The sequence below is a fragment of the Peribacillus sp. GL_122 genome, from assembly GCF_057835005.1.
In genome coordinates this window covers 4,733,422-4,754,405 of the sequence record NZ_CM174415.1, presented here as the reverse complement: position 1 = coordinate 4,754,405, position 20,984 = coordinate 4,733,422, and the positions used below count along the sequence as shown (strand labels likewise).

22 protein-coding genes are annotated in these 20,984 nt (G+C 38.7%); 13 read left to right on the top strand and 9 right to left on the bottom strand.

All coding sequences use genetic code 11. From position 1 onward, the window contains the following. Positions 1-157: 157 nt before the first annotated feature. Entirely contained in the window at positions 158-790 is a 633-nt protein-coding gene (locus AC3ISB_RS23035) for a class I SAM-dependent methyltransferase (protein ID WP_489274516.1), read from the top strand. Positions 791-1,057: 267 nt separating this feature from the next. On the opposite strand, the gene AC3ISB_RS23030 is transcribed toward AC3ISB_RS23035, so the two are convergent. Beyond that, entirely contained in the window at positions 1,058-1,201 is a 144-nt protein-coding gene (locus AC3ISB_RS23030; RefSeq protein WP_377407248.1) for a hypothetical protein, read from the bottom strand. A 36-nt stretch (positions 1,202-1,237) separates the two neighbouring features. After that, positions 1,238-2,203 carry a DMT family transporter gene (locus tag AC3ISB_RS23025; RefSeq protein WP_489274514.1) on the bottom strand — a complete coding sequence of 322 codons (966 nt, stop codon included), beginning with the start codon at positions 2,201-2,203 and terminating at the stop codon, positions 1,238-1,240. Positions 2,204-2,338: 135 nt separating this feature from the next. Here AC3ISB_RS23025 and AC3ISB_RS23020 point away from each other — a divergent pair, with 135 nt between their 5' ends. From AC3ISB_RS23020 to AC3ISB_RS23000, 5 genes are all read left to right on the top strand, one after another. Continuing rightward, on the top strand, positions 2,339-3,235 hold the full coding sequence (locus AC3ISB_RS23020; RefSeq protein WP_141994103.1) for a LysR family transcriptional regulator: 897 nt from the start codon (positions 2,339-2,341) through the stop codon (positions 3,233-3,235). Positions 3,236-3,786: 551 nt separating this feature from the next. Further along, positions 3,787-3,963 (top strand): hypothetical protein, encoded by a 177-nt coding sequence (locus AC3ISB_RS23015; RefSeq protein ID WP_179086174.1) that lies wholly within the window; start codon positions 3,787-3,789, stop codon positions 3,961-3,963. Positions 3,964-4,620: 657 nt separating this feature from the next. After that, positions 4,621-5,325 carry a hypothetical protein gene (locus AC3ISB_RS23010; protein WP_480339590.1) on the top strand — a complete coding sequence of 235 codons (705 nt, stop codon included), beginning with the start codon at positions 4,621-4,623 and terminating at the stop codon, positions 5,323-5,325. A 195-nt stretch (positions 5,326-5,520) separates the two neighbouring features. Then, a complete protein-coding gene (locus AC3ISB_RS23005; protein WP_489274511.1) occupies positions 5,521-6,387 on the top strand; it encodes an RNA polymerase sigma-70 factor in 867 nt (288 codons plus the stop codon). A gap of 108 nt (positions 6,388-6,495) precedes the next feature. After that, positions 6,496-6,957, top strand: coding sequence for a carboxymuconolactone decarboxylase family protein (locus tag AC3ISB_RS23000; protein ID WP_489274509.1), 462 nt, complete (start codon positions 6,496-6,498; stop codon positions 6,955-6,957). A 208-nt stretch (positions 6,958-7,165) separates the two neighbouring features. Here AC3ISB_RS23000 and AC3ISB_RS22995 read toward each other — a convergent pair whose 3' ends face one another. The 3 genes from AC3ISB_RS22995 to AC3ISB_RS22985 form a co-directional block, all read right to left on the bottom strand. Continuing rightward, entirely contained in the window at positions 7,166-7,393 is a 228-nt protein-coding gene (locus AC3ISB_RS22995; protein WP_489274507.1) for a hypothetical protein, read from the bottom strand. Beyond that, the gene (locus AC3ISB_RS22990; RefSeq protein ID WP_098373447.1) at positions 7,393-7,713 is read right to left on the bottom strand and encodes a YbjQ family protein; all 321 of its coding nucleotides are present in this window, start codon (positions 7,711-7,713) and stop codon (positions 7,393-7,395) included. Before AC3ISB_RS22990 ends, AC3ISB_RS22995 begins: the two co-directional genes overlap by 1 nt. Before the next feature lie 397 nt (positions 7,714-8,110). After that, complete coding sequence (locus AC3ISB_RS22985; protein WP_430099702.1) at positions 8,111-8,809, bottom strand: response regulator transcription factor; 699 nt, start codon at positions 8,807-8,809, stop codon at positions 8,111-8,113. A gap of 659 nt (positions 8,810-9,468) precedes the next feature. Between AC3ISB_RS22985 and AC3ISB_RS22980 the strand changes: the two genes are divergently transcribed. From AC3ISB_RS22980 to AC3ISB_RS22960, 5 genes are all read left to right on the top strand, one after another. Beyond that, entirely contained in the window at positions 9,469-10,584 is a 1,116-nt protein-coding gene (locus AC3ISB_RS22980; protein ID WP_489274505.1) for a GerAB/ArcD/ProY family transporter, read from the top strand. 314 nt (positions 10,585-10,898) lie between these two features. Further along, positions 10,899-12,716, top strand: coding sequence for a LytS/YhcK type 5TM receptor domain-containing protein (locus tag AC3ISB_RS22975; RefSeq protein ID WP_489274503.1), 1,818 nt, complete (start codon positions 10,899-10,901; stop codon positions 12,714-12,716). Then, on the top strand, positions 12,688-13,434 hold the full coding sequence (locus tag AC3ISB_RS22970; RefSeq protein WP_480339594.1) for a LytR/AlgR family response regulator transcription factor: 747 nt from the start codon (positions 12,688-12,690) through the stop codon (positions 13,432-13,434). Before AC3ISB_RS22975 ends, AC3ISB_RS22970 begins: the two co-directional genes overlap by 29 nt. Positions 13,435-13,575: 141 nt before the next feature. Continuing rightward, positions 13,576-15,369 (top strand): carbon starvation protein CstA, encoded by a 1,794-nt coding sequence (cstA, locus tag AC3ISB_RS22965; protein WP_076372238.1) that lies wholly within the window; start codon positions 13,576-13,578, stop codon positions 15,367-15,369. Positions 15,370-15,531: 162 nt separating this feature from the next. Continuing rightward, positions 15,532-15,687 carry a DUF1540 domain-containing protein gene (locus AC3ISB_RS22960; RefSeq protein ID WP_065310844.1) on the top strand — a complete coding sequence of 52 codons (156 nt, stop codon included), beginning with the start codon at positions 15,532-15,534 and terminating at the stop codon, positions 15,685-15,687. A 331-nt stretch (positions 15,688-16,018) separates the two neighbouring features. Here the strand turns inward: AC3ISB_RS22960 and AC3ISB_RS22955 are convergent, their stop codons facing one another. Together AC3ISB_RS22955 and AC3ISB_RS22950 are read right to left on the bottom strand one after the other, a co-directional pair. Further along, positions 16,019-16,669 carry an O-methyltransferase gene (locus tag AC3ISB_RS22955; RefSeq protein WP_489274499.1) on the bottom strand — a complete coding sequence of 217 codons (651 nt, stop codon included), beginning with the start codon at positions 16,667-16,669 and terminating at the stop codon, positions 16,019-16,021. Then, positions 16,656-16,991 carry a hypothetical protein gene (locus tag AC3ISB_RS22950; protein WP_480339598.1) on the bottom strand — a complete coding sequence of 112 codons (336 nt, stop codon included), beginning with the start codon at positions 16,989-16,991 and terminating at the stop codon, positions 16,656-16,658. The genes AC3ISB_RS22955 and AC3ISB_RS22950 overlap by 14 nt, the downstream gene beginning before the upstream one ends. Before the next feature lie 237 nt (positions 16,992-17,228). On the opposite strand from AC3ISB_RS22950, the gene AC3ISB_RS22945 reads away from it, so the two are divergent. Both AC3ISB_RS22945 and AC3ISB_RS22940 read left to right on the top strand, forming a co-directional pair. Beyond that, on the top strand, positions 17,229-17,789 hold the full coding sequence (locus AC3ISB_RS22945; protein ID WP_489274498.1) for a TetR/AcrR family transcriptional regulator: 561 nt from the start codon (positions 17,229-17,231) through the stop codon (positions 17,787-17,789). 36 nt (positions 17,790-17,825) lie between these two features. After that, positions 17,826-19,181, top strand: a complete 1,356-nt coding sequence (locus tag AC3ISB_RS22940; protein ID WP_489277014.1) for a DHA2 family efflux MFS transporter permease subunit — start codon at positions 17,826-17,828, stop codon at positions 19,179-19,181. A gap of 44 nt (positions 19,182-19,225) precedes the next feature. Here the strand turns inward: AC3ISB_RS22940 and AC3ISB_RS22935 are convergent, their stop codons facing one another. Further along, positions 19,226-19,669: a MarR family winged helix-turn-helix transcriptional regulator gene (locus AC3ISB_RS22935; protein WP_377407283.1), complete on the bottom strand. Its 444-nt coding sequence runs from the start codon at positions 19,667-19,669 to the stop codon at positions 19,226-19,228. Between the two features lie 132 nt (positions 19,670-19,801). Further along, positions 19,802-20,893: a low temperature requirement protein A gene (locus tag AC3ISB_RS22930; RefSeq protein ID WP_489274495.1), complete on the bottom strand. Its 1,092-nt coding sequence runs from the start codon at positions 20,891-20,893 to the stop codon at positions 19,802-19,804. Positions 20,894-20,984: the final 91 nt, after the last annotated feature.

The window sequence follows — 20,984 nt, the reverse complement described above, 5'->3', positions numbered from 1 at the left end:
CAGGTGAGACCCCACAGGCGTTCACGCCGAGGAGGCTCACCGCCCGCCCCGCGGAAAGCGAGCAATGGAGGGGAAATCAACCACACCGCATTATTTGGTGAATAGCAACAAAGTATTCCAAAGAAAAAGAGCTAATATTTGTAAAGGAGATTGAGGTATGACAGAATTCTGGGAATCAAGTTTTATAGAAAATCAAATGATGTGGGGATTTGAACCTTCAGACTCCGCAATCTTGACAAAGGACTTTTTCCTTGAGAATAAAGTTGAGGATATTTTGATTCCTGGTATTGGATATGGCAGAAACGCAAAGGTTTTTATTGATAATGGAATAAATATAACAGGTATTGAGATTTCAAAAACAGCGATTGATTTGGCAAGGCAAAATGGGCTTAATATTAGTATTTTTCATGGTTCAGTAACCGATATGCCTTTTGATAACAAACTTTATGATGGTATATTTTGTTATGCACTTATTCACTTATTGAATAATCGTGAGAGAGAAAAGTTTATTAAAGATTGCTATAATCAGTTAAAGCCAAACGGTTATATGATTTTTACTACTATTTCAAAAGAAGCGCCGATGTTTGGAAAGGGCAAACAACTAGATAAAGACTATTTCGAGATAATGGAAGGGGTAAAAATGTTTTTTTATGATTCCGATTCGATAAAACAAGAATTTGGGAAATATGGATTGATAGAATCTTCGGAAATTGTCGAGCCGCATAAGAATATGGAAAACAAACCTCCATTTAAATTTATAATGGTAAAATGTCAAAAAGAACTATCATAAAAAATCAAAAATAGTGAATTGTTAATTGATAAGGCTTATGAAGTGCTTACGCATTAGCCATAAAAAGGGCATGTTTTGATCAATCATTTTTCAACGCATGCTCTTTTCTATTTGCTCGCGGCCGCGGAGCGAAGGTAAGCGAACTGTGGATATGCAATCGTTTATAAGAAAAAGGATTCATAGATGATGACGTCGTTCTGGTTAATCGTACAAAAAAAGCCTATCTAAATGACAGGCTTTTTTGCGTTGTATCGCCAAAAGTCTATTTTACTTAATTCTTTTACTTCTATCATGATAGAGATTAATTAATTCTGCATTTTGCTCATTCATCTTTTTCACATTCTTATTAATCGTGGCCAATTCCCACAGTACAGCTAATCCAAAGATTAGCATAAGCGTCAAGTAATCCATTGTTGTCCTCCCAATTGATGTTTTGTACCTTTATAATTAAGCGATTCTTTTTACTTTCCTTGGATTCAATTCTTCAACTTGGGAAGGCGAGTTTTTTCTTTGATAATAATTGTTTTGAATCAATGCATATATCACTAAAAAAGTTCCCAGTAATTCGAATGATGATAGTGATTTTCCTTGGATAAAAACGATGACCAACGTGGTTATTGGAACTAAATTGATGAATAGGATTCCATTGATCGGCGTTAAAAGTTTAATGCCTAAATTCCAGCTTAATAGGGCAATGGCACCGGGGAAAATAATCATGAAAATCATTTCGCCATAAATGGATTGCATAACCTCTGCTGTAGGCACGGACAGGCCCAGTACAGTTGCAAAGAATGTTATGATTCCTGATACAGATGTTCCTAAAATGCACGTTAAAGTCGAATAGCGGAGTGTTGACCATCCACTAAACTGGTTGCCGCCCATCGTATATATAACCCATCCTATAACCCCAATAAGAATGAAAAGGATAGGAATGATGCTGTCTTTCAATAAAAATAGGAATGATAAGTTTCCATTGGTAATGACAAGAATGGCCCCTATTAAGGCAAGGAGCATACTGGCGATGGTATATTTCATGGGTCTTGCATTTTTGAAAACCCACATTATCATAATTGAAATCATAGGCATTAATGATTCCATGATGGAAGCAACAATTACCCCGTTATGGCCCAGTAAGTCTTGACCTGCGAAAATGAGAAAGTTGTATACAGTGAACGCCATCGTTCCAAAAAACAATAATTTCTTTCCTTTCCCTTCCAGGCTAAAAGACTTCTTCCCCTCTTTAATTAAAAGCAATATCCCTAAAATTACGCTAACAGCTAAATATCGCAAAAAAGAGAAATAAAAAGGATCAATATACATTAAGGCCCTTTCTGCAACTGGAAACATCGCTCCCCAAGAAATGCTGGCTGTCAAACATAAAAGTGCACCGATTAAAACTTGATTTTTTTTCATAAAAGCTTCCCCTCAAAAATAATGATTGATTAAATTCCTATACACACCTTATGATAAAGTCATTATCATGTAAAATGACTTAAAATGAATATAATCATCATTATTAATGATAGTTGAAAAAGGGGGGGCACTTTTATGGAAATGCGGGATTTGCAAATATTCCAGTGTGTCGCTAAATATGGCAGCGTAAGTAAGGCGGCTGTTGAATTGAATTACGTCCAATCCAATGTAACGGCTAGGATTAAGCATTTAGAGCAGGAGTTACGGACGCCTTTATTCAATCGACATAAACGTGGTATGTCTTTAACTGCAGAGGCTAGAAAAATGCTTGAGTATGTAAACAAAATTTTGCTTGATGTGGAAGAACTCAAGCAAGTATTCCTGGATAGTGAAACACCTACAGGGATATTGAACATCGGTACAGTTGAAACGGTCAGCGATCTTCCCAAGATTCTTGCCTCTTATTATAAACAGTATCCAAATGTCGATTTATCCATAAAGGCGGGGATAACCGAGGATTTAATTAAAGATGTTATCGAACATAGGCTGGATGGCGCTTTTGTTACAGGACCGATTAAACATCCGCTCATTCAGCCATACGATGTGTGTACAGAACAACTTGTTTTAGTTACAAGAAATGAAACATTTAACCTTGAAGAAATTATAACAGAACCATTTTTAGTATTCAGTCAGGGTTGTGGCTATCGCTCTAAACTGGAACAATGGCTGAAAGAAGAAGAAGTGATGCCCAAAAGGATCATGGAGTTCAATGTATTGGAAACGATCTTAACCAGCGTGACACTCGGCCTTGGCATTACCCTCGTACCACAATCAGCGGTAAATCACCTTACAGCCACTGAAAAAGTGCACGTGCATGCAATTCCGGAAGAATACGGCAATATCTCGACTGTCTTCATTCACCGTAAAGATGCCTATATGACAAACTCCATGCGAAGCTTCTTACAAACCATTGAAGTTCATCATGACAACCGATTTAAGCAAAATCTTGGATACACTCCTGAGCTAATATGAAGGAAGGGGAGCAGCATATTCTTTACATAGAATGATGGAGGATAACTGAAACCGATTATTAGGCTGCGAAACTATTAGGGGCTTAAAGGAGTCTATTTCTTGTGTCGTTGATTTGTATGAATTTTTTACATCTTTTGAGTTACTAAAAATTTTAAAAATAAAGAGCGCACTAAAGAAAATAACCGGTATCCCTATAATAAAATAAAAAAATATGGGGATACTGGGCCAGCGGTATAGCATAGCAGTGGTATTTATTATTGCTTCGGTTTCCTTATGTTTGGTTTACTAATCTTGTTACCTCTAGAAAGTATTTAGCATTAACCATAGGTGAATCTAACGCTAACTTGGAAAAGCATTTGTGAATTATTTAGACAAAAAGCCAACGATTTCGTTGGCTTTTTGTCTGTACGTTCATTTCAATTATCATACATTCAAATTAGAGAAAAAAATACCCTTCTTAAACTAAACTGGTTGTTTAGCTAAAGAAAAATTGTATTACTTTTCATCAATTGGGAAAATATATAAATAATAACAAGAAGGAGGGAACAAAGATGGAAGTAAATATGAGTGTTGAAGAAGTCGTGAATCAAATTTCTGAATTAGTAAAAAAAGAAGGGAAGCCACCTCGAAAGAAAGAGGTAAAGAAGTCAGATCCGGAGTTAATGAAAAATGCATTGTATTATTTTCCTAGTTGGGATACTGCAGTAGAACAGAGCATTGGATCTTAACCGTAAACGATACATAAACATTTATTTTTCAATTAGTATATATAAGGCAAGGGAAGTTATGAAGGCCGCCAATTGGCGGCCTTTTGAACGTGCGATTCTTTACATTATCATACATTCAAATTGGTTTTAAAAAGTACTCCTTATTCAAACTATCTATCGAGTAGTTTAGTTGAATAAAGATATGACGCATCAAAGGATTCCTTTTCCATCCCTAAATTTGAATTGCACAGTTACACCTTAAGGAATAAGTAATTTAGCTGTTGGTCGTGTGGAATCAAAAACATGTTCAACATCAAAAAATTGTTCTAATACATCGTTTTCAACAGTTAACGCTTCACTCATCCGTAAGCCATCGACATTAATACGGGCTTGCCGGAAATAATCTTCCCTAATTGAGACCTCAATTGTGTTCACTACCTTATTGGGCAATGCAAATGAAATCAACTAACTTTGCATATATTGATTGTTCCTTTATCGGGCGCTTTTCCTGAACTGGAAAGCGTCGTCTTTGTTATAGAAAAAAGAGATATTAAATAATGCCTTATTGTGAATTGATACTTATTAACTTAAGGGTAGTTTTTCCTTGAAGCATAGAGTAACTTTTTTACATATGGAGCCGTATAATAATTTGTTAAAACACATGAAAAGAGGGTTCCAATGAAAAAGATATTGTTGATTTTGGCAACCGTTTTTTTGGTAACAGGACTTAGTGCTTGTAAAGGAGTCCAGGAGGGAAATAAGGAATCTCCACCAATTTCAGAAAAGCCAAATGATAATCCTAAGCAAACCGACGGGCAAGATGAAGATCCTCCAGGTGAATCGGTCGATGATCCGACAAAAGATCGGCCAAATACGAAAACGGATATGATCATATTAGAAGGTATGGAAGAATCATTCCAATTCACGCTTCATCATAGTCAGGCATTGGGATTCTCAACCTACATCGTGGATGACATGGTTGTTGAAGAGGCTAGTTCTGGTGAAGGAGATGCAATGATTGTTTTTGCGAATTTTGCAGGCAAGAGAAATGAGGATGCCAAAGTTCAGATATTTTCCAAAAGTGAGGGTACGAATGCGACAATAGAAGAACAGGCAGAGTTTGCGAGGGAAGTTGTGATAAGCAACGACTTTGAGATTGAACAGCGATCTGATAATGCGCCTAACCGATTTGATTGGTCTGAGGTCGAATTTGACATTAGTCAGAAGGGCAGTAATTATTCAATATTGGGTACAGTGTCGGTTTTTCAACATGGCGACCGCGTTTACTATGCGATAGTTCAATACCCGGAAGATTATGAAGAAGGCTTCATACCGCGGGTTGTAAAAATGTTTGATGATATCGTATGGTATGAAGCACCTTGATAAATGAGTATCCGAAATTGGGAATAATTATCGATTTTGTCTACAGTCTGGGAGCAGCTCTTTGGCTGTTCTTTTTAAGTTGTAGATTGTCTTCTTTAAACCGGGTGAAGAAGGATAAATGATTGGTTTAGAGAATAGTTATGGAAAGGGTCATACAGCTCAAAAAACGAATTTGATAGAAAATAGGTGAAGCAAGTGGAGTTGGATACATTATATAAGACATATCAACCTTTTCTTTTTTCCATCGCATACCGGATGCTTGGAACGGTTACCGACGCAGAAGATATCGTCCATGATTTATTCCTGCAGCTTAAGCTTGATACCGAACAAATTAAGGACATGAAAGCATATCTTGCGAAAATGACGACAAATCGCTGTCTGAACTTTTTAAATTCAGCCCGTAAGCGAAGAGAGGTTTACACAGGACCTTGGCTGCCTGAACCTCGGGTAAACGAAACAGAGCAGCCTTTAGATAAGGTTGTAACGGATGAAACGGTTGCATATGCCTTCCTCGTTTTGCTGGAACAGCTTTCACCTGTTGAAAGAGCGGTTTTCGTGCTTAGAGAAGCATTCGCTTACAGCTATGAAGATATTGCCGAAATGCTGGAAAAGAATGAAGTGAACTGCAGAAAGATCTACAGCCGGGCTAAGCGGAAATTACAGAATGATCTGCCAGTCCATCCGGAGGATACGAAACATGTCGATCTTTTGGCAAAAAAATTCATAAAAGCATCTACGACAGGAAACTTTGAGGAGTTTTTGGAAATCCTTACAGAAGATGTTGTCCTTGTTACTGACGGCGGAGGAAAAGTGCTTTCTGCATTAAATCCGATTGTAAACAAACAGCGCGTATCCTCCTTTCTTAAAGGAGTTTCTGCAAAAGGAGGTTTCATAGGAGAACTTCTTCCGGTGATGGTCAATGGTCAGGAAGGAATCTTGCAAATGAAAGAAGGAAAGCCCGTCAAAGTCATCTGCTTTGAATTGGATTCAAAACAAAAAAATATCCGAAAAATCTTTATTGTTACCAATCCCGATAAATTAAATCATATTCCTGTTCCTTAATAGGGTAGACTGAGGGCTCATAACGGGCTCTCTTTTTTGTATGTCACAAATCAAACCCCTATTTTGTCTTATAAGTGGAACCAAAAAGATTTAATGGAGGAGATAGACATGGAACAACGCATTAACTACATGAAGACAAATCGGGAAGTGGTCAAATTAATGATGGAATTGGAGGAATACAAGAAAACAACGGGAATCGATAGCAAATTAATCGAATTGATTAAAATTCGCGCTTCTCAAATCAATGGCTGTGCGTACTGCTTGGATATGCATACAAAGGATGCCCGGGCAATGGGTGAAACGGAACAAAGAATCTACTGCTTGAGTGCTTGGCGTGAATCACCATTCTATTCTGAACCGGAAAGGGCAGCGCTGGAATTGACGGAAGCGGTCACGGCCATTTCTGCAAACGGTGTACCTGATGAACTGTATGAGCGGGTCCGCCTTCATTTTGATGAAAAACAATATATCGATCTCATTACCATCATCATCACGATCAACGGCTGGAACAGATTGGCCATTTCAGCTAAAAGCATCCCCGGGCACTATAAGCCTGTAATGCAAAAATAACTTTGTTATTAAAATCCCTTGAAACCGAATCAAATGATACTTCATCATCATGTCCATTATTGTTTCGCAGAAGTTTGCTAAAAACTTAATGCTGAATTAATAGATGAATCCCGTTAAATCAACATTCATGGGTAAAAACTGAGATCAAATCGCTTAAATAAAAAACAATAAAAAGCCACGTTTCATACAAAAACGTGGCTTTTTATAATCATTTTTCTTTTTTATAAAAGCGTTCACCCGTATCAGGATTATAATACACCCTTGTTTTTTCTCCAGTCACAGGGTCTATATTTATTTCATCTGTCGAATGAAATCCATCAGGAACTTTTACACCGTGATTACGTTTGAACCGTTTATCATAGATAAAGTATCCAAGTAGAATGCATAAGATAACTATAACAATTTGTAATATATAGTACCCTATGATGAATTTCATTATATTGCCTCCACAATAACGGCAGTTCCATATGCAACAATTTCACTCATATTTTTACCGATTTCCCCAGAATCATATCTCATCATTACAATTGCGTTTGCTCCCATTTGATTGGCATTTTTAATCATACGGTCCATAGCTTCTTTTCTTGAATCTTCAAGCATAGCTGTATATTGCTTGATTTCTCCACCTACTAAGGATTTTAACCCTGCCATGATATCGCCGCCAATCCCTCTGCTTCTTACAATTAGTCCAAAGGCGGGTCCTTTCACTTCTACAATTTTGTAACCTTCAATTTTTTCTGTGGTAACTACCAACACATTAATCTCCTCCATCTTATTTACTTTATTCTTTTAAAATTTCTCTTGAAATTTCCTGAACTGAAAGTCAGTCCACAATATCATTTATATCTATGTGCTGTGAAGCCCTATTCCCATAAACAAAAGGCATATCATCAGCCATTGTTCTACCTTCATTGAATAATGATTACCTTTTTATCAAGCACAAATTTACTACCATTCCTTTAAATTTTAACATAATATAAGCTTTATCCTTTTTAACACCTAGCATATTTCGAGTAAACATAAAAAATCCCATTTCGCAGAAAAGAAATGGGATGAAATTTTGATTTAATTGTTATTTGTGTGTAGATTCAAGAAGCCAATTGGAGTATCAATGAAATGAACCCTAGTGAATAAAAAAATCTGAATCTTCTTATCATAATTCCTCTAAATAGTCGTTTTTTATCTTTATTTCATTAAGAATGTCATACAATTTATTTTCATAGTATAAGCAGATTAATTGTGATCTGGAGGTTAAATCCAATTCTTCAAACAGTTTATTTATATAATTACGAACTGTAGAAACACTTATATGCAGATTGTCAGCTATTTCTTTATCTCTGAGACCTTGAGTTATATTCTTTATGATTCGCAATTCAACTGCATGTTGATAGTCCCTGGTAATTAAAGATGATGTGTCTGTTTTTATTATTTCTTCAATTAATAGTTTCTCTCGATGCACATGTAACTCGTAGGAGATTTGAATGGCCAGCATTTCAGAAATCATTTTGAAATTTTCACTATCATCCGTTGTGATTATACCTACATAACCTTGCAATTCCTTATTTTTAATTTCATGAATCGGGGAAGATATAACACTAAAATCCTTCCCGAAGATTTGATTTTTAGTTTTTACAGTAGTATTTTGCAATGAACTTAAAACAAATGCGTTATTTTCAACAGAATCATTAATAATCAATTTACTTAAATCTTTTTTTTCAAAATTACTCTTTGAGTATAAAACATTTAGCTCTTTATCAAAGATAAAAAAAATAGTCTCAAAATTGAATTTGAAATTCTTAATACTGTTCAATACTTTTTTACTGATATAAATGATTTGATTTTTCAATTCCATATTCATACCTCATACTTGTTCCTAAAATGAAATAACTTGTTTACTCTCCTCGTTTCACAATAAACTATTTTTGGTTGTGGTGGGTTCCAAAAATGACAACTGCTGTTTCAGAAATGATACCGGGGTATGACTAACCTTTTCGGATCCCCCAAAGGTAATTTCGAGAGCGCAGTTAGGGCAATTCTATTAAATGTAAGAAGGGCTTGTTTTGATTAATCTTTTTTCAAAACATGCCCTTTATTTCATTACAAATTATTTTATTTAAATGGATATATTTGCATCCAAGGTGAAACCATAACCGTAGCATTCATCTTACCTACTATAGTTCTAACTGGCTGCGGGAACAGCAATTCGAGATTTGGAAGTGAATGTGACCGATAAAGTAAAGATAATAACCTGAGGAGTAAAATCAATGTGGGCAATGATTGGAACAGTGTTTACTGGAGCTGTTATTTCATATTTCGAATTACCTCAACTTATTAAAAATAAATGCTGGAGGGAAATCTCCATTTATGTTCTATTGCTTTTAGTTGGCATGACGTTGAGTATTTTATTAATCAAAAATATTACCATTCCTAATCCCTTAGACTGGATAACAATATTTTATGATCCCTTCACATCTTTCATGGAACGGATTCTGTCTTAGGGGGGGACTGATCATGCTCGAGAAAGGAAAAATTAGCTCCGGGGAATTTCTTATATTGGTCATCATATTTACGATAGGAGGTTCGATACTTAATGTTCCTGCTCTACTTGTCACGTTAGCAAAGCAGGATGCCTGGATTTCCTATATCATAACTACGCTCATCAGTTTGTGTTTTGTATTCTTATATAATAAATTAGCCTCTATTTATCCATCTAAAACTTACGTCGAAGTTAATGAAGAAATATTGGGGAAATGGGTTGGGAAAATCTCGGCACTGCTCTTTCTTTTTTATATTTTATACCTTTTGTCTGCTTTATTGTATGAAATAGGGAGTTTTTCCACGACACAAATTTTGGTTGGAACTCCTATCGAAATGATTATGGTTCTTTTTTTATTGACAAGCATAATCGGTGTAAGCTTAGGATTAGAGGTCATCAGCCGAACTGCATCAATCTTTTTCCCTTGGATAGTTTTTATGCTTTTCATGTTATTTTTACTTCTTATCCCTGAGATCAAATTAGAACATATACAGCCTATTTACGACGACGGCATGAAACCAATTATTAAGGGCTCATATCACATTTTAGCGCTCCCGTATGTACAGCTCGTTTTCCTTTTAATGATCATGCCATTTGTAAATGAAAAGGATGAAATGAAAAAAAACTTTTATCGGGGAGCATTATTAGGAGGCATCGTTCTATTCTTGGTGATTATTTTCAGTATCCTCGTATTGGGTATTGATATAACAGCACTGCAAAACTATCCTTCTTATAGATTAGGAAAGAGGTTGAGTGTGGGTAATTTTTTGGAACGTATTGAAGTCATTGTAGCCGTCATTTGGATTCTTTCCGTGTATTTCAAGCTAACGATTTGTTATTATGGACTGTCTCTGGGGTTAGCTCAAGTACTTGGATTAAAAAATCACAAAATTCTTCACTTCCCATTAGCATTTATCATTCTTGCCTTCTCCATCATTTCGCATCCAAATACAGTAAATAGTCGAAACTTTACTTTAAAAGCATGGACGCCATTTTCCTTAACCATTTGTTTTCTGCTCCCGGTGTTATTGTTAGTGATAGGAAGATTGAAAAAAAAGCGTTCTATTTCAAAGGCGACCAAAGGATGTTAAAAAAATTCAATTACTGCATAGCTTTCATCTGTCAGGAACTTCTATGACGATAACCTTGTTAAATGTCTACCTGAGGATGGTGACACGTTTCTATATAAAGAATCAGTGATTTCCTTCTATTGAAAAAGCCTTGGTATTTATAGGCTTTTTTTTTTGAATGATCATACCGGGATTGAACCAACCACTGCCTTCTAATGTTCCCTATGCTATTTGAAGGCGTATGTCCTAAATGTTAAATGGAGGTTCCATGTTCTTGGATTATCGGTGTTAATCGTAAAAACAAAATTCGACAAGGATTTCATGGCTGGTGTAAGATGAATGAAAAAGCCAGAAATGGGGTGAATGCTTTGGTTGATTTATTACCGTCGCTGTTTGAAAAAGTGGGAATCATCGTAATTGCCGCATTCTTGCTTTCCTATATGAAACCGTTTCGACAAATGATAGGACATGAACATGACATGTCAAAGAAAATCATGTTTATCGCACTTTTTGGGACGTTCGGCATCATTAGTAACTATACAGGGATCGAAATCGGGAATCATGCCATGCCAGAGGGGAATTGGCATGCTGAGATTGCTCCCGATAACGCGATTGCCAACACAAGGATTATGGGCGTGGCTATCGGCGGTTTGCTGGGAGGACCATTTGTTGGGTTGGGAGTAGGTTTGATTTCGGGGCTTCACCGTTATTTTCTCGGGGGTTTTACGGCGGGGGCTTGTGCGATCGCTGCGATTTTGGCTGGGGTTTTATCGGGTTTTTTGGGGAAAAGGCGGCGAAAGAATGGGACGATCACTCCTTGGTTTGCCCTTCCCATTTGCATGGCATTGGAAGCGATCCAAATGGGCATCATCCTGGTGACGGCCAAACCATTTGAAAGGGCGTGGGAGCTCGTACAAGTAATCGGACTGCCCATGATCATCATCAACGGGTTCGGGACTTTACTATTCATGCTCATCATTCAGTCGATCACGAGGGACGAAGCACGGACGCGGGCCGTACAAACCAATCTTGCGTTCCTGATTGCGGATCAGACTTTGCCCTTTTTCCGGCAAGGTCTGAATCAAACTTCATGCAAACGAATAGCCCAAATCATCTTGGGGCTGACTGAAGCCGATGCCGTGGCCATTACCAATGAACATAGCGTACTTGCCCATGTGGGTGCTGCGTCCGATCACCATGTCCCAAAGGTTGGAATAGCGACAGGCTTAACGAAAAAAGCCCTTGAACAAGGGAAAATCATCGTGGCCAAAACAAAAAAGGACATTTATTGTTTTCATGATCAATGCCCATTGCAGGCGGCAGTGGTCCTGCCGTTGCAGGTCCAACAGAAAACGGTCGGGACTTTGAAGATGTATTTCAAGCATCCGGATAAATTAAGCCAAGTGGAACAAGAGTTAGCTGAAGGGTTGGCAAAACTATTTTCCACTCAATTGGAACTCGCTAAAGCGGAAATGCAAACGAAATTATTGAAGGATGCTGAAATTAAGGCCTTACAGGCACAGGTCCATCCTCATTTTTTATTCAATGCAATCAATACGATATCCGTTCTATGCCGGACGGATGTCGAGAAGGCAAGAAATTTATTGCAGGAGCTCAGTGCCTTCTTTCGTTCTAATTTACAAGGTGCCCGACAAATACTTGTGCCGCTGGAAAAGGAATTTGAGCATGTTAACGCTTATTTATCACTGGAGCAGGCGCGTTTTCCAGATAAATATCATATCAACTTTCGAATCGAACCAAGGCTTAAGGAAGTTCTCATCCCTCCATTCACATTACAGCCACTTGTTGAGAATGCGGTACACCATGCATTTCCACCTGTGAAAGGCAAAGGTGAAATCATCATTCACGCATACTTTAAGGACGATACGATGCGCATTGTTGTGGAAGATAACGGAAAAGGGATTTCAAGCGGGAGAATAGATGAATTGGGTAAGCATGCTGTAGAATCGACTAAGGGTACAGGAACGGCCCTTCATAATATCAGTGAACGGCTGGAAGGGATCTATAAAGGGCAGGCCAGCCTCTCGATCGCAAGTGAACCGGGGCACGGAACACAAGTGAAAATATCAATACCACTCAACGAAAAAGGAGCATATGTCAACGATGATGAAAGCATTTATCGTAGAGGATGAACCACTGGCAAGAGATGAATTGAAATATCTATTGAAGAGAAGCAGGCAAGTCGAAGTCGTGGGAGAGGCCGAGGGGATAGAAGATGCCATGAGGGATATCTCCCGACTTAAACCTGAACTTGTCTTTTTGGACATTGAGCTTGCAGAAGGCAATGGCTTGCATTTGGCTAAGCAATTGGCGGAACTTGACCCTGCACCTTCGCTCATATTTGCGACCGCTTATGATGAGTTTGCCCTCCAAGCTTTCGAGTTATATGCATTTGATTATCTATTAAAGCCATTTAATGAAAAAAGGATTCGTCAAACATTGGATAAGCTCATGAAGCAGCGGCAAATCGGGAAAGATGAATCCAGTACAGCACCTCCGGCCAGCCGTACGGCGGTGGAACATACAGGTAAATTGGCTGTATCGATAGATGATCGGATCGTTTTGATCGACCGGGATAATATTTTGTTCATAGGACTCGTGGAAGGAAAGACGATCATTAAAACCGAAGAAAATGAATATAAAATCGGTGAGCCCCTCATCGTGCTTGAAAGGAAGCTCGATAATCGCTCATTTTTACGGGTGCATCGCGGTTTTATCGTGAATGTCATCCATATATCTGAAATACAGCCTTGGTTCAACTCGACTTATAATCTCATTATGAGTGACGGATCAAACATTCCGGTAAGCCGCACATATGTGAAGGAGCTAAGGCAACTTATCGGTTTTTAAAAATTTTCATAATTCTGCATTTTACCTTCTTCATAATGCAATCCATCCCTCGATATCTGCATTATAACTTGAAAACCCATTGAAGCCGCTTTCATTGTGATATCATTTTTTTACGATGTAAGAAATAGAGGGGGTTCAAATATGAATGCGGTTACAATTGTCATAGGCTCCATTTGTATATTAATGATTGCCTACCGTTTATACGGGACATTCATAGCACTCAAAGTATTAAAACTCGATGATTCCAAGCCGACTCCGGCCCATAAATTAGAAGATGGAAAAGATTATGTTCCAACAAATAAATGGGTGGCATTCGGCCACCATTTTGCAGCCATTGCAGCGGCCGGTCCTTTGGTGGGTCCGATCCTTGCTGCACAATTCGGCTATTTGCCAAGTTTATTATGGCTTTTAATCGGGGCTGTAATCGGGGGAGCCGTCCATGATGCCGTCGTGCTTTTCGCGTCGATGCGGAAAGACGGCAAATCCCTTTCGGAAGTTGCGAAAGAAGAACTTGGACCTGTAGCAGGCTTCTGTACAGGACTCGCGATGCTTTTTATCATTACGATCACGATGGCAGGACTTTCAATGGTCGTTCTGCATGCTTTGGAAAATAATCCATGGGGGACGTTTGCAGTCGGGATTACCATTCCCATCGCCATGGGTGTTGGGCTTTACCATAAAAAAACCGGCAATCTGAAAGGTGCGACCATCGTCGGGTTTGCGCTTATCATGGCCGCTATTTTACTTGGTCCGAACATTCAAGGAACGGCACTTGGTGACTTATTGACACTTGAGGCGAGCACACTTGCCATCATCTTGCCGATCTATGCTTTCTTCGCTGCCGCATTGCCTGTTTGGCTGCTGCTGGCACCTCGTGATTACTTGAGTACATTTATGAAAATCGGTGTTTTTGCCGCATTGATTATCGGCGTTTTCGTGGTGAATCCAGAAATCCAGTTTCCTGCGTTTACCGAATTCATTAATGGCGGGGGCCCGATTGTAGCCGGACCCGTTTGGCCATTCATTTCAATAACGATCGCTTGTGGGGCGATTTCAGGATTCCATGCATTTGTCGGCTCGGGCACAACTCCAAAAATGTTAAACCGTTGGAGTGATATCAAATCCGTCGGTTTCGGAGCGATGCTTGTGGAATGTGTCGTTGCCATCATGGCATTGATTGCTGCGGTTTCGCTGCAGCCAGGGGATTATTTTGCGATTAACTCTTCACCTGAAGTATTTCAAACATTGGGTATGGAAACCGTGCACCTTAACGAACTTAGTGAAGAAATCGGCATTAACCTGGAAGGACGGACAGGCGGTGCAGTTACCCTTGCTGTCGGCATGACCTATATTTTTACTGAAATTCCCTTCTTTGACAAACTGGCTTCATTTTTCTTCCAATTCGTCATCATGTTCGAGGCGGTGTTCATATTAACCGCAATCGATTCAGGGACACGTGTTGCCCGTTACTTAATCCAGGACTTCTTCGGGGAGTTCTATAAACCATTAAAAAGGGTAGACTGGCTGCCGGGTAACATCTTCGCCAGCGCGTTAGCCTGCTTTATATGGGGATACCTGCTTTACTCTGGGGACATTAGTTCGATCTGGGCACTCTTTGGCGTATCCAACCAGCTCATGGCCTCGATTGGACTCATCATCGGTGCGACCGTCGTATTGAAAATTGCAGACAAACGCTGGTATATGTGGACATGCCTCGTACCCCTTGCCTACTTATATGTAACGGTTAATGTAGCAGGGTACTGGATGGTCAGAAACGTTTACCTGAACCCGGACTCTGCAGGATTCAGCATCTTGAACGGAATATTATCGATCACCATGTTAATCCTGGGCTTGATCATTCTGGTTGCCGCCTTGAAAAAATGGCGGGAGCTTTGGAAAATCCCTCAAGCAGAACTACTGAAAAGATCAGCATGAGCATAAAAAATCCGGGCGGAAGCTGCCCGGATTTTTGTTCGCTGCGAATGTTAGAAAATGCCCTCAATACCGTTTCCTTAAAATTAGACACAAAAACCTGAAAAAGGAAAGTATCAATAACCCCAACTTTGTTAATGATAGCAAATGAGGAGGTGTGATAAGATGGCAAAAGATGTTCTATGTGAAGTAAATAATTGTAAATATTGGGATTCTGGAAACAAATGCAGTGCTGATGCTATTTATGTTGTAAGCCATAAAGGGAATCAAGCATCAAATAGCAAAGAAACGGATTGCAAAACATTTGATCCAGAAATTTAAATCATCGGGGGTAACCATCAACTGGTTACCCTTCTTTCTTTTTATTATTGATAATAAAAATCATTTTCATTCAGAATTCTAGAAATTCATTTTATTTTTCTTCCTGAAAAGGAAATTTTGGCGATAAATTTGCAAGTTTGATCGATAAATTCAAGAGTTTGATCGATATATACGTGAGTTTAGGCGAAATCCTCGAGAATTGGCGCTTTACTCGTGAGATTGAGCGCTTTACTCGTGAATTTAGCTGTTTTACTCGTGAGATTGAGCGCTTTACTCGTGAATTTAGCTGTTTTACTCGTGAGATTGAGCATTTTACTCGTGAATTCGCACATTACTCATGAATTTGAGCACTTACTTTTGAAATGGTGAGCCCATCACCGATTGGAATTAGCATGGATTCCAGTTGAGGGTGATTGGCAACCGTTTCATTGAATGCCTTCATGAATGCAGTGTGACGTTCAGGTTCAGCATCCGGATCTGCGACACTGCCCCTCGCAAGTACGTTATCCATGACGATTAGAGCATCCGGTTCTGCCAGCTTAATACAATATTGAAGGTAATTTTCATAATTGTCCTTGTCAGCATCTATAAAGAAAAAATCAAATTTCTTGTTATCATGAAAGAGTTTTTCAAGGCTTTGCAGAGCTGCTCCGGTCATATATGATACTTGATCGCCGAAGCCCGCTTTGGTTAGATTGCCATAAGCTAACTTTGCGTAATCATCCTTTAATTCAAGGGAGGTTAATTTTCCTTCGCTGCCGAATCCCCTGGCAAGGCAAATCCCGCTGTAGCCCCCAAGAGCGCCTATTTCCAAAACATTTTTAGCTCCTGAAATGGATATAAGCATTGTAAGAAGTTTCCCGGATGAGGGGGATACCGATATGGACGGCATTCCGTTTTCTTGTATGGACGTAATGACTTCTTCCAAAAGGGCATCTTTGGTATAAAACACTGAATCGATATAACTGTTAATTTGTTTCATTCATTTCCATTCCTTTCTCACTATTATTGGAAGTTTCCTTTTCTTCACTTTTCTTATCGGCTGCTTCATTTTCTTGTATTTCAAATAATTGAATGAATTCGTTGATTAACATATCAATGGCTTTTAATTCACCGACTAAGATTTGATTAATGGATTGAAACTCTGGTTTATCTAACTGTTCCTTAATGGTTGAACGTTTAACATTCATCATTTCTAAAAAAGCAATGGCCCTTCCGCGGCGAAACGTTTTTGGGCCACGATGGTGTGAACCATGGTCTTTTCCTTTGTGATGGCCTTCTTTTTTGAGTTTTTCATTTCTCATGTTAAAACCTCTTTCCGTGTATACATATGTATACACTTCTTTCTCATGTTGAATGTATACATATGTATACAAAATGTCAGCTGATAATAGAATAGAAAAATCAAATACCGTTTATAAAAAGTTTGTCTAAATTGTGAATTCGTTATTTAGAGAGGCAAAAAAGTACTTACATCCAAAGAATTTTTTTTGTTATAGTAACAAATAGACCGGTTGGTATGGTGGGGGTGTGCTACGGAAATGGATACAAAATCGTTGATAATCGAAAAAGCAACGATTCTTTTCCAACAAAAAGGATATAAAGGTGTTGGACTAAGCGAAATCTTAAAGGTATGTGATGTTACGAAAGGTTCGCTGTATCACCATTTTCCTAATGGAAAAGAGGAATTATTAATCGCTTGCCTTCATTCTTTGAATGAAGTAATTACGACGGATATCGTGGATATTTTTGAACGGTATCCGACAACGTTAGAAGCGACAAATTACATGATTGAAAAGTTAATCGTCAATTTAGAAAGGGAAGGGACGATTACGGGTTACACATTTAGCAGCATGGTAAGTGAAATGGCCACATTAAGTGATCCTGTACGAAGTGCTTGCGCCGAACTATATGTGAAAATTCAAGGGATTTATTTTAATAAGCTTATGGAAGATGGATTTTCAAAAGAGTTGGCTTCCAATATTGCATTGATGATGACAGCCTCTATCGAAGGGGCAATGATGCTTTGTTTGGCCGAAACATCGGCAAAGCCGCTAAAAGTAATTTCGCAATTGTTACCCAATATATTGAAGGAGTTTTAACAAGTGGATAATAAAAATATTAAAACAGGACCGATAATGGCTGCTCTTTTGGTAGCAGGCTTTGTTGGGCTATTTAGTGAAACCGCATTGAACATCGCCTTAGGTGAATTGAGCCATATTTTTGGCGTGGATGCGACGACGATACAGTGGCTTGCAACAGGCTACTTTTTAACGCTTGGTATTTTAGTGCCAGTAACAGGAATTTTAATGCAAAAATTCACAACACGCCAAATGTTCATGGCGTCTTTATTTTTTTCGATCATCGGAACGGTCATCGCTGCAGTAGCACCGGTTTTTAGCGTGTTATTGACGGCCCGTGTCATTCAGGCAGCTGGACTGGCGATCATTTTGCCATTGACGCAAAATGTCATTTTCACGATTTTCCCACCGAATAAACGCGGCGGGGCAATGGGTGTGATGGGCTTAGTCATCTTGGCGGGTCCAGCATTCGGTCCTACATTGGCAGGAATGATTTTAGATACGTTATCATGGCCTTGGATATTCTGGTTTACGATTCCATTCTTGTTATTCTCCCTTATCTTCGGCTATATCTATATTCCGAATGTCAATGAAACTCGACAAGTATCAATCGATATCTTGTCAGTTGTATTATCGACGATTGGCTTTGGTGGAGTTGTATACGGTGTAAGTGTAGGCGGGGATCATGGTTGGACGAGCATGACGGTAATTGTCACGATCATTGTTGGATTGATCGCCCTAATCCTTTTTGCAATCCGTCAGACAAAGATGGAAAACCCGATGTTAAATTTAAAAGCATTCAAATACCCACTATTTGTGCTAGGTCTTGCGATGAACATGATTACATTCCTTAACATGTTATCGATGCTGGTTGTGTTACCAATGTATATGCAAATGGCGTTATTGGTTTCTGCGTTCGCCACTGGGCTAATCATGCTGCCAGGCAGTCTATTAAACTGCGTTTTTGCCCCGATCATCGGCCGGCTGTTCGATAAATATGGACCTCGTGCCGTAATTACACCAGGAACGATTCTGGTTGTCATTGGCTACGGGCTATATGCAATGTATGGAACGGACACAGCACTATGGATCATGGTTGTTACGCATATCGTGATGATGCTTGGCATTGGCATGGTACTCGCTTCAGTACAAACGAATACATTGAATGCATTGCCAAAACAATTCTATCCGGATGGCATCGCGATTACGCAAACATCACAGCAAGTATCAGGGGCAATTGGGATAGCGGTCATGGTTTCGCTATTCTCTGCGAAGCAAAATGGCTACTTGACTGATGTGGCAAATGATTTACCGGCAGCAGCAGCATCAGGTTCATCACTTGTATTTAAAATTAGTTTGATTTTCGCCATCGTGAATGTGGTGCTTTCACTGTTCATGAAAAAACCGAAGTAACAAAGATAAAAAAACAGATCACCATTCTAGCAGGTGATCTGTTATTATTTTTGAACTTTACTAAGTAAGTCCAAAAGCTGTTGTTTTTCCGTCTCATTCAAGTTGGCAAACTGTGAAGCCTGAAAATGCTCTTGTTTTGGAACAACTTCATGAAAAAATTCTTTTCCTTCTTCAGTCAATGAAAGGTATTTTGTTTTCCATTCCTGTTCCCGTTTAATCAATCCCAACTCTTCCATTTTCCTTAATAGTTGAGTGATATTGCCTTTTGTCACAAAAAGCTTGTTTGCCAGTTCTTGCTGAGACAATCGTTCATAGGAACCCACTTGGACCAAGATATCGAATTGGGCTGCCGATAGATTCCATTTCTTTAAATGTTGATTGGATTCCCGGATACTCTGGTTATATATTCGTGTTATTCGGAACCATAACATTAAACCCAGTCGTTCCTCATTATTAGATGCGGAGGGATTCGCTGTGTTTTCTTTCATGAATGTCACCCCTTCTTTCTTCGTCACAATCAGTTTATGAATAAACCAATATGGTGTCAAATGCAAAAACTTCCATCTTCGAATCAAAGAAACCAGTATTATCTATTGATACTGGTTTCTTTGATTCCTTTATTATGTGGTCGTTAGTTTAGCAAAGATGATAAAAAACAGTGTTAATTCGCCTATTATCACAATATTCGGTACCACGACAAACAAATTAAAAATAAAAAAGATAGCTAAAATCCCTAAAAATAATCCTAAATGATATATTTGCAACCGCTGGTGCTTATGTCTATATTGATGGAAAACAAAAGTGGCCGACATGAAATAGAGCAATACGGAACCGAAAACAAAATAGAGGATAAATGAATAATGGACCTCATGTAAAAACAATAATCTGATGGCTGCTGCAATCATGCTTATAGACATTAAAATAAACAGATGACCGTAAATGATGATTTGGCCGGAAGATTGTACAGACTTGTCGACTTTTTTCTCCATGTTATCGAAATATTGCCACCACATGGCTATTATCAGGGCAAATGAAATGATGGAAAAGGCTATCGAATCCCAATTTCCTTGTTTAGGTTGAATGACCGCAAGAGTGCTTACAAGAGCTTCCCCAAAGAGAATGATGGTAAATAGACCAAAGCGCTCCAACAAGTGGGCCGTATTTGTAGGAACCTTTTCTAAGCACTTTCTTCCAAGGATTGGGACAATGATATCGATGAGGATGCCCAAATACAGCACTGCATATCGAAGCCAGGAATCAAAAAGGACGGAGAATAATGAAATGGCGATTCCAATCCAAAAATACCTTCCCAAAAAGAGTGCTGCCTTTTTTCGAACTCCCTCTTCTATCCGCTGTACAACAAGATATTGGATGGCAGTCACGGCTCTTAAGCCAATATAACCAATTAAAAAAGAAAGATAATAAGGATCAAAATCAACAGATAAGCTTGATGTCATAATGAGGACAAAAAACATTTGCAGTATCAAAAATAGCCGTTGATGAAATACATCCTTTCCAAACCGGTTAATAAATATGGTTTGCCCTACCCAAGCCCACCAGATAGGAATAAAAATCAACACGAACTTTAATAAATATTCTGGATGGATATATCCATCTTCAACATGCAGTAAAACATGAGTGGCGCCCGCAACGGCCGCCACAAATAACAAATCATAAAAGAGCTCTAGCCATGTAACTTTCTTTTCATCCATTTCCGCACTCCTCCCAATCGCCTTATAGTTTATAGTATGTTGTAAATATTCAGAAAATGGAAGGGGGACTTTGGTGCATGCAATTTAGAAT